The 12,856-nt window shown below is 53.4% G+C and carries 17 protein-coding genes; 13 read left to right on the top strand and 4 right to left on the bottom strand.

Going from position 1 to position 12,856, the window contains the following annotated elements:
- On the top strand, window positions 1-457 hold a 457-nt coding region (locus tag AC1RDS_RS20610), incomplete at its 5' end, for a hypothetical protein (RefSeq protein ID WP_492227318.1).
- 81 nt (window positions 458-538) lie between these two features.
- On the opposite strand, the gene AC1RDS_RS20605 is transcribed toward AC1RDS_RS20610, so the two are convergent.
- Window positions 539-736, bottom strand: coding sequence for a hypothetical protein (locus tag AC1RDS_RS20605; RefSeq protein ID WP_291325340.1), 198 nt, complete (start codon window positions 734-736; stop codon window positions 539-541).
- Between the two features lie 128 nt (window positions 737-864).
- Here AC1RDS_RS20605 and AC1RDS_RS20600 point away from each other — a divergent pair, with 128 nt between their 5' ends.
- The 7 genes from AC1RDS_RS20600 to AC1RDS_RS20570 all read left to right on the top strand — a co-directional run bounded on the left by AC1RDS_RS20600 (window position 865) and on the right by AC1RDS_RS20570 (window position 6,260).
- Window positions 865-1,320 carry a hypothetical protein gene (locus AC1RDS_RS20600; protein ID WP_291325341.1) on the top strand — a complete coding sequence of 152 codons (456 nt, stop codon included), beginning with the start codon at window positions 865-867 and terminating at the stop codon, window positions 1,318-1,320.
- Between the two features lie 8 nt (window positions 1,321-1,328).
- Window positions 1,329-1,832 (top strand): hypothetical protein, encoded by a 504-nt coding sequence (locus AC1RDS_RS20595; protein ID WP_291325343.1) that lies wholly within the window; start codon window positions 1,329-1,331, stop codon window positions 1,830-1,832.
- Window positions 1,833-2,082: 250 nt separating this feature from the next.
- On the top strand, window positions 2,083-2,973 hold the full coding sequence (locus AC1RDS_RS20590; RefSeq protein ID WP_492227317.1) for a hypothetical protein: 891 nt from the start codon (window positions 2,083-2,085) through the stop codon (window positions 2,971-2,973).
- Between the two features lie 16 nt (window positions 2,974-2,989).
- Window positions 2,990-3,457, top strand: coding sequence for a hypothetical protein (locus AC1RDS_RS20585; protein ID WP_492227316.1), 468 nt, complete (start codon window positions 2,990-2,992; stop codon window positions 3,455-3,457).
- A gap of 27 nt (window positions 3,458-3,484) precedes the next feature.
- Window positions 3,485-3,865, top strand: coding sequence for a tudor domain-containing protein (locus tag AC1RDS_RS20580; protein ID WP_291329533.1), 381 nt, complete (start codon window positions 3,485-3,487; stop codon window positions 3,863-3,865).
- A 205-nt stretch (window positions 3,866-4,070) separates the two neighbouring features.
- Window positions 4,071-5,855, top strand: a complete 1,785-nt coding sequence (locus AC1RDS_RS20575; RefSeq protein ID WP_492227315.1) for a hypothetical protein — start codon at window positions 4,071-4,073, stop codon at window positions 5,853-5,855.
- Between the two features lie 57 nt (window positions 5,856-5,912).
- Window positions 5,913-6,260 (top strand): hypothetical protein, encoded by a 348-nt coding sequence (locus AC1RDS_RS20570; RefSeq protein ID WP_291329531.1) that lies wholly within the window; start codon window positions 5,913-5,915, stop codon window positions 6,258-6,260.
- Between the two features lie 138 nt (window positions 6,261-6,398).
- On the opposite strand, the gene AC1RDS_RS20565 is transcribed toward AC1RDS_RS20570, so the two are convergent.
- The 3 genes from AC1RDS_RS20565 to AC1RDS_RS20555 all read right to left on the bottom strand — a co-directional run bounded on the left by AC1RDS_RS20565 (window position 6,399) and on the right by AC1RDS_RS20555 (window position 8,353).
- Window positions 6,399-6,749: a hypothetical protein gene (locus tag AC1RDS_RS20565; RefSeq protein ID WP_492227314.1), complete on the bottom strand. Its 351-nt coding sequence runs from the start codon at window positions 6,747-6,749 to the stop codon at window positions 6,399-6,401.
- 97 nt (window positions 6,750-6,846) lie between these two features.
- On the bottom strand, window positions 6,847-7,140 hold the full coding sequence (locus tag AC1RDS_RS20560) for an H-NS histone family protein (RefSeq protein ID WP_492227313.1): 294 nt from the start codon (window positions 7,138-7,140) through the stop codon (window positions 6,847-6,849).
- Between the two features lie 220 nt (window positions 7,141-7,360).
- A complete protein-coding gene (locus AC1RDS_RS20555) occupies window positions 7,361-8,353 on the bottom strand; it encodes a DNA-binding protein (protein WP_492227312.1) in 993 nt (330 codons plus the stop codon).
- A 279-nt stretch (window positions 8,354-8,632) separates the two neighbouring features.
- Here AC1RDS_RS20555 and AC1RDS_RS20550 point away from each other — a divergent pair, with 279 nt between their 5' ends.
- The 5 genes from AC1RDS_RS20550 to AC1RDS_RS20530 all read left to right on the top strand — a co-directional run bounded on the left by AC1RDS_RS20550 (window position 8,633) and on the right by AC1RDS_RS20530 (window position 12,621).
- Complete coding sequence (locus AC1RDS_RS20550) at window positions 8,633-9,115, top strand: hypothetical protein (protein WP_492227311.1); 483 nt, start codon at window positions 8,633-8,635, stop codon at window positions 9,113-9,115.
- Between the two features lie 5 nt (window positions 9,116-9,120).
- A complete protein-coding gene (locus AC1RDS_RS20545; RefSeq protein WP_492227310.1) occupies window positions 9,121-9,651 on the top strand; it encodes a chlororespiratory reduction 6 domain-containing protein in 531 nt (176 codons plus the stop codon).
- 5 nt (window positions 9,652-9,656) lie between these two features.
- Entirely contained in the window at window positions 9,657-10,766 is a 1,110-nt protein-coding gene (locus AC1RDS_RS20540) for a tyrosine-type recombinase/integrase (RefSeq protein WP_492227309.1), read from the top strand.
- Between the two features lie 638 nt (window positions 10,767-11,404).
- Window positions 11,405-12,073: a hypothetical protein gene (locus AC1RDS_RS20535; RefSeq protein ID WP_492227308.1), complete on the top strand. Its 669-nt coding sequence runs from the start codon at window positions 11,405-11,407 to the stop codon at window positions 12,071-12,073.
- A gap of 71 nt (window positions 12,074-12,144) precedes the next feature.
- A complete protein-coding gene (locus AC1RDS_RS20530; RefSeq protein ID WP_492227307.1) occupies window positions 12,145-12,621 on the top strand; it encodes an outer membrane lipoprotein in 477 nt (158 codons plus the stop codon).
- Window positions 12,622-12,856 lie beyond the last annotated feature (235 nt).

The following is a 12,856-nucleotide window of genomic DNA, read 5'->3' as shown; positions in this document are numbered from 1 at the left end:
TGACCGCAGCCAAGTCATCCGTCACGGCGCAAGAGCAGGTCGTGGTCAGCATGCTGGAGCGTTTCAGCGCTACGGTGACAGCAACTGCTACACCCACTCTGGGAAGCGATCAAGAAGTTGGACAGTTCAAGCGGTCGGTACTGCCAACATGCTCATTGCCGATGCTATCGTCGCCTCACGGGGCTTTGAATCGGGTGGTTTGTACTACGGCAATTTTGGTCCGTCAGGGAGCTTGCTCCCGGAACAATATATTGCCAAGGTTCGACGCATGATCAAAAATGCGCATCCGCTTAGAGAAACTGGCTGGGTGAATGATGTTTTCATCAAACCCAAGATAGCCGGCATGGAAATTGTCTCGGCTCTCAAGGCCGCAGTCGAGAAAAGCAAGCAGGCGTTTGACGAAAAAAGTCGCGGCCAGTTTTACGACCTCATTGGGGTTGAAGGCTGTACTGACTAAAAATCAGGAACTCCTACGGAGCTTTAAAAAACAAAACCCGCCCAGGCATGCCTGAGGCGGGTTTTTTATTGCGGAAGCCGATCAGATGTACTGGCTGGCCAGGCACGCCCCATCAGCCGCCATCTGGTAAGCGACGACACCGGCCACTCCCGCATAAAGAATGCCGAGCACGAAGCCAGCAATGATGGCCTGGCGAAGCGTGAATTTGCTCCTGGAAGGTTCGCCCCCAGGGGGATCGGCCGAATTGTTCGCCGCACTCTGTTTCAACGCAATGTCCATTGCACCTTCAAAAAAACAAACTCTACCCAACACGCGCAGCGCGCACAACAGAGCCCGTCGAATAGGGTTGCGCTTCTCTCAATATGTGCGAAAGTTCATTTATCAACGGTGAGCAAATTTAATTAGAAATGAACATTCATAACGAACAATACGTGCGGGAGAATCTGCCTGCAGGAGTCAAGCCAAATGAATATCACCGCGTTGTGACTATCGCACTGCTCCTGCCGGCCGATGAAGAGCTTCGCAACGCCATCATCTCCAAGCTGGCACCGTCTGAATCCATTGGTGGGATGCAGATCCTGGACGTGCGCCATGGGTTCGCGGGCATCGAGTTGGACGCAGCACGCCAGCTCATCGAAGAGCCTGAAGGCTTTGTGGAGCACTGCGGGAAGCTGGCCATGCAGCACAACCACACCCTGACCTTGGTGCTGCGCCGGGAAGAAGAGGGCCAGGACATGGCATGCCCCTCGGCCGTGCCAATGCTCCACCCGTGGAGAGACATGATGCGGTCGCTTCGCGATAACCTGCTGGGCGTTGCCGCCACTCTCGCGGTCATCGCGATCCTTCAAAATCTATTCGCATGAGGACGAATATGACCGAAGAATTCAGCTCAAAAGACTACCTCCAGTTCCGCAAAGCCCTTGGAGCATCTGTTGAGCAGTTCGCCCCATTGATTGGCATGGAGCCCGAGTTTCTTCGCGCGCATGAGGCCAGTGACCTCCCCGTACCAAAGCCGGTCGCGACGGTGATGCGCTATCTCGCTCAAGGACTCAACCTCACCGAAGACCCCGAAAGCTCCGACGTAAGCGCGTTTTCCTGGTGCATCCCGGTGGAGAAGGGCACAAGATCCGCCCCCATGCTGCTGCACACGCTCTATCCGCGATTCCAAATCATCCTCATCGGACAGGACAAGCTGGACTTCTACATTCGCAGCTTCTCAGAGCATTTCGACATGGCCAAGACCACCTTGAATGGCAGGGACTGGTATATGTTGACTCTGCTCATTGATGAGCCAATCTCGTACCCCCACAAGAAGGTTGAAAAGGGGATCGAGATCATCATGGGCAAGATTCTTGAGATAGAAAATGCACGGTGAGTAGAGGCGTATCGGCGCGCAAGCGAGGCCCATTTGTTGAGTCGGCTGCAGCGTTCGACCCAGGAATCCTAGGCCCTAGGATTGCCGCTCCATAGGCGCCGCACGGGGTGGCGGCACCCCATTGCACCACAAGCACATTTGGCGCAAAATAAGGCCACCTGCTTTTGCAGTCATGGCCTTCGTGCCATCCATCATCAACCCCTTAGGGCAACGCCTGCAGGGGAGTTGCCCCATTAATTGGAGCAACAAAATGCAAAGCGTTATTTCTTACCCGGATCGTGGCCACTGGGGCGATCCGAAGTGGCGTGGCAACTGTTCAGGCCGGGTTTACCAAGACCTGTTCGACCAACTTCAGCCTAAAACCTTCGCTGATCCAATGGTCGGCTCGGGCACGTCTGTTGAAGTTGCGAAAGAAATGGGTATTCAAGCCTGGGGGCTCGATCTTCACAGTGGTTTTAATGCCATTGCAGATTCGATCCTCTTGGCCGTAGGGCAGCAGGTTGACCTCTGTGTGTCGCACCCGCCTTACGGTTCCATGATTAAGTACAGCGGAAGCGTGTGGGGCTCTGAACCACATCCAGGTGACCTCTCTCATTGCTCCTCTAACGAGGAGTTTCACGAGAAGATGCAACTGGTTTTGCTTAATCAGCGTGACGCGACAAAGCCGCAAGGGTTCTACGGGACCATTATCGGCGACTATCGCAAAGCTGGAACCTACACTTCGTACCAAGCCGAAATGATCGCCCGCATGCCAAGTTCTGAACTGGCGGCAGTGATTATCAAGCAGCAGCACAACTGCGTGTCCGATGCGCGCAGCTATGCCAAACTGACTTTGCCGCGCATTCAGCATGAGTACATTTTGCTCTGGCAAAAGAAGTCTGCGCCCATCCTGATGCTTCTCGGCGCAATGGCAAAGGAGCAGTACGCGCGGCTGACGGGGACGTGGAAGTCCATCGTTGGCCTAGTAATGCAGCGCCTGGGCGGCAAGGCCAATCTGGATCAGATCTACCATGAGGTTTCGCGGGCAGCACCAAACAAGCTGGCCGAGAATCCAAATTGGAAGGCGAAGATCCGGCAAGTCCTCAACAGCACCAGCTTGTTCAGCTCTTCTGAGCGTGGCGTCTGGATGCTGGCGGCCTAACCGCAAAATCAACCGAATGGACCTCACCCGCAAGGTGGGGCACCCATTTGGCCATGGAGTAGAGCGGGTCGTCTTTGGGAAAAGTCACAGCCAAAACTCAATCTCCAACCAACACTGTGGCAATGCTCTGCATTCGCCTCATCAACAAGGTTCCGCCATGAATCAATACCGAATGGTGGCCCCGAGGGAACATGCCTTGCGCATGAAGATGAAGCCTGTACGATCAACTCAGAAAACGTCCCTCCTGGGGCGCTGGAAGGGAAGGGCGCACATGCAATTCATCGTCAATTTCGATGCTGACTCCACAATACCTGACCTTGTAAAAAACAAGGCCGAGGAAGAGGGAATCACGCCGGAAATGCTCATCAAACGGGCCATATCGGGCTATCTGGGAACCTACGGCAACGTAGAGCCTCAGGAGCCTCAAAAAGCGACAAGCCTACGCGAATTCTTCCAGGATCGCGGCTTGATCAATAAAACTTAGAGCCCCTCACGGGGGCAGGAGAGTAGCATGGCTAATCTTTCTGCCCCGATAGGGGCGGTGGTGCGTGTATGGTTTCCCGAATCGGAAACCGTCATGCAACCAGGTCCGAAATTCAGGCCTGGCCTGATTCTTGGCTTCGATGACAGCAACGGGCGCCGCAAGGTACTTGTTGCCTACGGAACAAGCCAGCGCACAAATAGCAGGGGTTGCGGTGAGTTCACCGTGCTTCTGGAGCGCAACAACTTGGAGGGCAAGAAGACAAAGTTCTGCTTGAAAAAGCGGCTTTGGTTGGAATTGACCCCCGAGTATTTCCGTTCAGGAAACGGCAAACAGCCTGAACCTGAAACGCTAGCCCAGGAATTCATGAAATCATTCATGGATGCCGCGCAAGAAGCCGGTCTAATCTAGACCATTACCTTGGGTCGTAAAAAACCCATATTCAAAAACATATTGGATACTCCGACGTGAGAAAAAAAACACAAGCCCCATCCGCTCTGAGCAGATGGGGCTTTGTGCTTTCAAGAACTCTACGTTTAGCCAAATCCATGATTTGCCATGTCGTGCATTATTGTTAGAATTCACGACAAGCAACAAACAAACATTGAATATTCAAATGACCAACAAGCAAAACAATATAACGATTAAAGAGCGTTTCTGCGATGGATATGGATTGGACACCGGGCTATTTCATCTCGGCTATGCACTGATTCAGATGCGTTGCCATGTCTGGTCAATAGCGCCAACCGTCCAGTCAAGAATGCGAAAACAGTGGCAAGATTTCGCGTCTACGCTCTCGAAGCGGGGTGTTATATCCGCCAGCAAGCTTGATTCCGAGGTTATCTCGTGGGCTATCAAGCAAGTCTTCAAGAAAATAGAAACGCACGCAAGGGATTCCGAGCAAGCTAACAGGCAGAAAAAGGAATTGATATTCACGATTAACAACGTGTTCTCTGGCCTCCCTTTGCTGCAATGGAGCCCCATCGGACTTCACCCAAATGGTGATGTATCGCTGACATGGACCCGGCCAGAGAAACCGGCAATTTCAGAATACGACAAGCACAGTCAATCACAGAAAATGGAGTGGCTTGGACGATGCATGGCTGTGGCGAACTCCGGTGCCGCGAGCACACTTAGAAATTTGGGCGGCGAGATATATGCTCACTGCTATCGGGGTGAACTTTCTCACGCATGGATTTCTACCTACAAAAAGGCGTGGTCGGCTTTTATCAAGTGGTGCCCTTACGAAACAACCGATCAGCTCACGCATGACGACGTAGAAAGCTTCGCGCTGTGGCTTCTGGCCAGGGCAGATGACCAAGCAGAGCCTATGCCGGTGGAGGTGTGCGTGTTTGCCCTGAACATGGTGAATGATGGGCTGGCGCGTCTCAGAGGGGAGCATTGGCAACGCGTAGAACAGCCGTTCACGGCTGAAGAGGTGGCGCGTGTGCCCCACCCCGCGCAGATTGCAATCAAATCCATCGCAGCGGCAGAGGCTCATAAAACCACCGTGCCGATAGTCAAGTCAAACCTGAAGTCCGAACACGTGCGCGACGACGTACGGCAAAATTACTTCCTGGGTTCTTCCATGCTGATAGTCGGCCAGCGCATCATGAAACTCCGAAGCGACAAGTCCAATTCTGATGTTCACAGCTTGAGCAGTTCAAACCGCTCTCGCAGCTGGCAGGTGTTCTGCGCCTTCATGAGTGCAAGGGGGATTCAGCATTTGAATCAGCTAAATAGCAATCTCATTGAAGATTACATTCAAGATCAATATAAACAACTGGAACTTGGAGCCATCAGAGAATTTACAACCAGGGCCAGGATTGCCCATCCACTTGCAATTATCAGCAGCATCTTGCCGCTCGATTTTGAACAGAATAAGCATTTTGCAAATAACAAATGCATCAACCCTTGGACGGCTCCTGTCGCGGCAGACGACTCGCATATTCCCAACGACATATCAACGTCAGAATTTTTTGAATCCAGAATATTAAACGTTGGTCTAGGCAATGGACTGATTGCGCCTGCATATCAAATACTTCTCAACAATGAAGATTTCGATATTACCGATCAGCAGAAAGAGTCATGCGCTGTGACATTCGGGGTATATCTCAAGGATGCCGGACTCAAGCAGCTTCAAGAGGTGAGTAGCAGTGTTGCTGATGATTTCTTCGATCAACTCGAAGATCGAATTGATAGCGGTCTGACAAGCCGCATCTATGCACGGCATGTTGCCGAATCCGTCAACATTATTATGCAGGTGATGCAGAATGACTGGACGCCACGCGCAATCGAAGAAAGGGCCACGAAGGGCGGCATAGATCCCACAAAAACCAGCACTGATATTTCGATGGAGCGAGTGAACCAGAAGCAGCGCGGGTCATGGAAGCGCACTTGACAAAATCTACTTATCCAGAAAAATAGAACAATATCAACCAAACTAATGGATTAACAAATGTTCCAAATAAAAACTATCGCCATGATTATGGTAGCCGTTGCCATCACAGCCTGTACTGGTTCGGCAGGAGATAAATTTGTCGGCAAGTGGGTGAACGTGGGCGACCCCGACATTACTCTCGAAATTGAGAAGAGCGAGAGTGGCAAGAGCTTCAAGGTAACTGATCGTATGACGTGGATGGGAAAGCCCAAGGTGTCCACGCATAAGGCCACGGTTGCCGACGATAGCTTGATGATAAACACCTGGGCGGGTAACCGCTACCTCATGATCGAAAAGGATGGAACCCTGCTAGCGACCATGGGGCGCAGTTGCCCCAACTGTGACCAGTGGGAACGGGCCAAGTAAGCTGGAGACCAAGGGATTCACACTTGACATTTTCTCTTCGGCGGGAAACAAAAAAGGCCATCCCCGTGAATGAGGGTGGCCTTCTAGGCGTCTGCAGACCACAAAGGGTCGGCTAACAGTCGAGCATTATTCCAAGGGTCAGTAGAAGCACCGGGGGCAGACTGGCTTATAACGACTGTCACCACCAATCTCCAGTACATTGCCCGTTCTGACAGAGTTTCCGCAGGCGTCAATGCGTTGATTCATTGTCGCCTTTTCTCCACATCGGCAGAGAGTGCTGATACCGTGAAGGTCATCGGCCAAGGCCAACAACGTCGCGGAGCCAAGAAACGGCTTTCCTTGAAAGTCGGTGCGCAGGCCAAAACATGAAATGCGCATACCGCCTTTGGCTATTCGCAAGGTCACCCTGCAGGGTGGGGCCCTGCTAGGGTTGAAGGGGCGCCAGGAGGCGCACGTAGGCGTTGCATGCGTGCCGCAATCATGCCACATGCGGGCCTGTTAAACCAGAGCCGCCTCCATAACCCTTCCCGAACTTCCGGCAACAAAAAAGCGGCCTTCATGCCGCTTCTTGTTGAGCTTGAATGCTTCAGGCGATCAGGAACTGCTGACGGTCCTTGTCACTGATCCACTTCGGGGCCTTGCCGCGACCAGTCCACGTTGCGCCAGTTGCTGGATCGCGGTACTTGACTGCAACCGTGGCGCCTTTGCGGACACTCGCCCGAGCTGCGCCGCCGAAAACATCACGTTCGGTCAAATCAAAATCGGCCACGTCTTTGCGAATGCGTTCGATAACGCCTGCGCGCTCCGCATTACGCACTTCCTTGATCTTCTGCTCCAAGGCGTCACGTTCTGCAAGCAATTTTTGGTATTCGGTGTTCATGTTAACCCTTTCAATAAATCTTCGAATATACCGTTCAATTAAAGCACAAGATGTGATAGCCAGCAATAACCTTCATGAGAGTATAAATACGTAGATTTTGCTATCCCATCAAATTTCATGGGGTTGTCGAGTAAGCCACGCCACAAATGGCCGTTCCGCCATGGTGCAACCTGGGGGTAACTCCTGCTGTGAGATCCTAGCAATGCCTGCATCCGATTCATTACCTCAAGCTACGGCGTTTAATGGCCGATGCTCGCGCAACGCGTGGCCGGGGCTTCTTATTCGAAGAGGATGGGGCGCCACCAGGCAAAATTTCATCGCTTTTCATGCTCGCCACTTGGCGCTCCAGACCACGGTTAAGCCCTCGCACTTCCGCCAGCTCCAGCTTAATGGTGGCAACGAGATCGGCCGCATTGTTTGCCCGCTGCCGATATGCGGACAGTTCCGCATCTTTATGCTCATTCACGGCCTTGAGTTGATCGCGCAGCTCTCTTTCTGCATTGCGCGCTGAATCGATCTGCAACTTCACAAATTTCATCTCGCCGTCGTATCGTTCCGACTCATGCTGACGCAATGTGCGCTCGGCCTCCAGGTCGCGCGAAAACCGCTGCTCAGCTTCTTGACGGGCTCTTGCCTCACTCTCTGCCTGTTGCTGCCACTTCGTCAGTGACGACTGCAAGGCTTCGATTTCTGATATTTGACCCTCGACGCGCTTCTCTGCGTTTTCCCGGCGTTCTCTTTCTTGGCGCAACTCTGCTTCACTGGCCTGGGCGCGCTCCAGCATCGAGCTGGCCAGCTGCTCGGCCTCTGCCATTTTGCGCTGAGCCCTGTCCACCTCGGTTTCGGCCTGCAGGCGCTCCGCGTCGAACGTCGCGGTCGAATTGGCCACGGCCTGGTCCCACAACCCGGCCAAGGCATTGGCAAAGTTCTCCAGTAGCTCTTGCGGCAGGTAGGGAGCGTCAAGCTTCACACGGGCCTTATCACGCAAGTCATGCCAGAACTCGTGAAGGTCGCGATTGATGTCCGTGAGGGAGCCTTGCTGCGTGTACGACAGCACGACTTTTGCTGATGGATAGATCCCATGTTCAAAGAACAGTAGCGAGGCTGCTTGGCGGGATTTTTCCTTGCGGTGCGCATCTGCGGGCATTCGCGCCCGAAGGGTTGCCAGGATTCCGGCATCAACTTGTGAGGAGGATTCGTGTTTTCCAGCCATGGGGACTCCGCTGAGGTCAATTTGAAGGAATTTTAGCACGGTTACCTATTTCGTAACCTATTGAATTAACGTTACATTCATAACGTTTTAATGATTGTTTTTATGATAACTTGTGTTATCATAATTTTCAGCTACACTGGGAGCACTTTCGCAAGCAACAACTCTCGATTGGGTTTGACAAGATAGGCCTGTCTCTGCAACCACGCCGAATCGGACAAGAACAAACCCAATGAAAACAATCACTTGGCTGGCGCAGGATGCCAAAAGGAGATTCGCGTAGTGTCCAAATACTTGACACAGCAGTTGCCGCAAAAACCGCGCGCCGGGGGCTTTCTGGCCAGCCGGCTGCGTGACAAGGGCTGGGGTATCCGCGATGCAGCCGAATACCTGGGCGTATCGCGACAGCGGCTCTATGACGTGTTCGGCGACCCCGGCCGTGCGCGCCTTTGGGAATGCGCGATAACTGGGATGCCTGAGTGCACGGATGAGATCGTCAAGGCCCTCAAGGAAGCGCGCAGCAAGCGCCCCAAGCCCGTCCCCAGGGTGAAGATCCCGACGACTGAATTTGAGGCTGGCGATCTGGTCATGGCGACCAAGCACGCCGGCATCTGCGATGAGGGCATGGAAGGCTGGATTGCAGGCCTTCGCGGTTGTGGACCGAGCCTGGAGATCTTGGTGAGGGCACCCGATGGCGAGGACTGGTTTCCAGAGGCGCTATTCCACGAGTTCTTTGCCTCCACCGGCCTGAAAAAACTTTTCTGAAACACATGCAAGAAAACACCCCCCCACAGATCTTCCTGACCGATGCGGACGGCCTGGAATCGTTCACAAAAGATGCCATGGTTGTGCTCGCCCTGACACGTCATGAAATCGAATCTGGACACTTCGCCAGCGCCCTAGAGCGCCTGCATGTTCTCGCGGGCTCCCGCGAGTCGGCAATGCGGTATCAGGAAAGCCTGATCTTTATCGTTGAGGGATACGACGATGACCCACGTGAGCTACAAGAAGTCCCCGAGGTGCGCGATTTCTTTGCAAAACTGACCGACCAATGGCCGCACTGGCTCTGGTTCCTGAACCGTCAAATGGGTTCGATCTCGCTGCTCATGTCCCTGCTGTGCAAGTCAGAAATTTGCCGCGATAGCAGCGGCGTCATTGGTGTCGAGATTTTGGATACGAACGAGCTGAAAACCAAGCTCCTCGATCTGCTCAGGCGGGGGAACGCGATGTTCGCTTGCTTCGGCATCACGGATGAACAGGCCAACGCATCCGTCCAAAGCGCGCTGGACAAACTGGGGTGATAAAGATGGAATCAGCACTTACCGTCCCACCTCGGGGCGATGTTCAAGTTGAGGTTGTCTCCTCCAAAGTGGACAACGACGCGTACGCGATCAAGGTCTTCCTCGACACCTACAAGAACAAGTCGCGGCACACCCAGCGCTCATACGCAAAGGTTTGCCAGCGCTTCCTGATTTGGCTCATGTCAACCCGCGAGCCGAGCCCCTGCTTGCTGCCAGCAGTAGAGGTTCAGGACATCAACGACTACCTGGCGTTCCTCAGCAACCCGAGCCAATTCAGCGAATCGTTTCTGAACGCTCATGGCTTGAAGAACCAGCCTTTTCGCGTGCCTCTTGCACGCGAAAGCATGAAGCACGCCATCACCGTGTTGCACAAGATGTTTTCAGCGCTGCGCGAGCTTAAAGGGCCTGGTGGTCAGCCCTACTGCATGTTCACGCCAACTACCTTGGCCCATAAAGGCATCGCCGGGAAAAAGAAGAATGATGAGATCGAGGAGGCTATGACCGAACTCGAATGGGAGGCCGTGCTGAGCACCATCGAAGAGCTGCCACGGGAAACGGAACGAGACCTGAAGCACTACCACCGTGCACGCTGGGTCATACAGCTGCTGTACCGTACATTCTTGCGCCGCGATGAGGCTGCGCATCTCACCATGGGCAGCTTTGAACCATCGCCGGCGGGCTGGAACATTCGTGTGTTCGGCAAGGGCAACACAGAGATCACCATTGTGGCCACGCACAAGCTCATGGAAGAACTCAAGGTGTACCGCACCTCCCTCGCCCTGCCCTCGCTTCCCTATCCGGGTGAGGTGCGCCCTGCAATTCTGGCGGTAACCGGGAAAGATAAAGGCGTTTCAGCACAAGCCATCTACCTGCTGTGCACGGAGATCTTCAAAAGGACAGCTGAACGCCTTAAAGATACCGACCCGAGGGCTGCTATGCGCCTGAATAAGGCAGGTCCCCATTGGATGCGACATACGGGCATTTCTCACGCCTTGGAGGCGGGAGTCAACCCACGATATGTCCAGGCCCAGGCGCGTCATTCGAGCCTCAACGTCACCGCCAGGTATGACCACAAAGCTCGCAAAGCATGGAGGCAGGACTTGGACCGTGTTTGACGGCGCACCTCGCGAATTCTGGCGAGGATTTGACCGGGGCTGCGCCACGACGGGGCCACGCCGGAGGAGCAGCTTTCAATGCTGCAGGGCGCCCCAAACAATCGCACATCTTGTGACCACCGAGTAGCCCAAGGGACTCCATAGGCGGGAACCCTCTGGGCAAGTAACTTCTGATCGCCAAAACTTGCGCTGTTGAATCTAAAAGGCTTAGAATAGGCGCCAATGCCTACGGCATTACGTCGCCCCGTGCGATCCTTTATCAACCCTCATGGGACTAGCACCCATAAGGCGCAAGTCTCTTTTCAAAAAGGAACTTGCGAAATGAGCACAACCCGTGTCCTAGCTAGCGCAAAGAGGCAACGTTTCTTTGGCCACATTCGTTCTACGAATGTCCTCCCCATTTACCACCTGGTACGTGTCGCGAACGCCAAGGAACAATACTCGCCTCTCATGCGAGCTGCAGCACTACGCAACCTTGTTTGCATCGCCCCTCTGGAAATAACCAAGGGGGCATGCTATTCGGAGCGTCGCCGTTCTGTCCGAGCCTTCTACGGCATCTGACATTTCTCGAAAGAATTTTCAACCCTCAGGGTCACCGCCCTGCAGGGATGGTGTCCCTTCTCAAAAAAGGAAGAGCCATGAAGAAGACCGAATACCCCTTGGGAATCACCCAGGAAATGATCACTGCAGCAGAAGTCTTTTTGCTTGCAAAGGTCTTAGAAGAAGCCATTGAACCTGTTGTCACCCAGTACAGCAAACGCATCCTGGAAAAGCACGAGTTCAAAGCAAGCGATAAATGGAATGAATTTCCAGAGGTCGCCAAGAAAGTGATTCTCGATCCAAAGCAGGTCTACCTGCTTTCGGAAGAGGACATGGCCACCTACCTGGCTGAGGCCTTCATCGCCCGCGACAACGCAGGCTTGAAGGTAAGTCACCCTGAGAATTGCCCATACCTGGAGGCGAAGAACCATCGAGTCATGGCTGAAAACGCCCTATTCGACACGGTTTCAAAGCATCCCAAATTGGGCAACCTGAAGCCTCATCTACTCACCCTGGATGAGCGTTCTAAGGTGATTGATCTCATCCTGAGACTCTTGACTCCCTATGTTCGCACCGGGAGTGAAATCCTCGAATCCAGCCGCTATGAAAATGCGGGAGATTCAAAGGTAAATGCTGACGGTTCTGTCAGCACCTTGGTGGATAACGGGGATGGTTCTCTTGGAACTCTCACTGTTAATTGCCCCAATCCTGGTCCTCTGTACCTGGATTTTAAGACTGGGCGAATTCCTCCCAGCACTTCAAACTGAGTACGTTTTCTTTTCAACCCTTGCGGGGTCATCCCGTAAGGGGTGGCTCCTTTTTTAACTTTGGAGCCATCATGAAAATCTCGAAAATCATCTCTTCCTTCATCCTCATCGCTCTCTCCTTGGTCACCCAAGCGGTCAGCGCACAGGACTGGGACACGGGGGCACAGTCCCGCACCCGCTACGAAACCCTGTCCTCTGGACGGGTGCTGGAAGGTGTTGTTGTGCAAACGCGCAACATCACAATTCAGCCCACTACCACCTCCAATATTGCCTCGGCGGGTATTGGAAGTGTCCTTGGGGCCGCTATTGGCTCCAGGGCTGGCAGTGGCCACGGTCGCATGCTTGCAACAACGCTGGGCGGCATCATTGGTGCAGCAGCAGGGAAAGTGGCAGGCGATGCGTTTTCCGGGACTCAAGGCCAAGAACTCATCATTCGTATGGGCTCCGGTGCTTTGATGTCTATTACTCAGTCGGAATCGAATCTGATGCCTGGTCAGCAGGTTTATCTTGTTGAGTCTGGTGGAAAGATACGAGTAACTTCGTTCTGAGAAACGGTATTCAATCAACCCTCTGCGGGTCGCCCCGCAAGGGGTGACTCCGCTTATAAATAGGAGTCAATCAAATGTCTAATATGACAACTGCAGAAGGCGTTTTTGAGGCAATGAAGCAGAAAATCGAAGCACCAAACTTCAATTTGCTGCAACACTGTTGACGCCGACCGAAAACTGAGCCACTTTTTGGTGTGATGCCGACCTAAAACTGAGCCAGGTGTTTTACCTACCC

The organism is Acidovorax sp. GW823-FHT02H02 (assembly GCF_058797075.1).
Note: the sequence above shows the minus strand (reverse complement) of the source record. Positions and strands in the feature narration are given on the sequence as shown.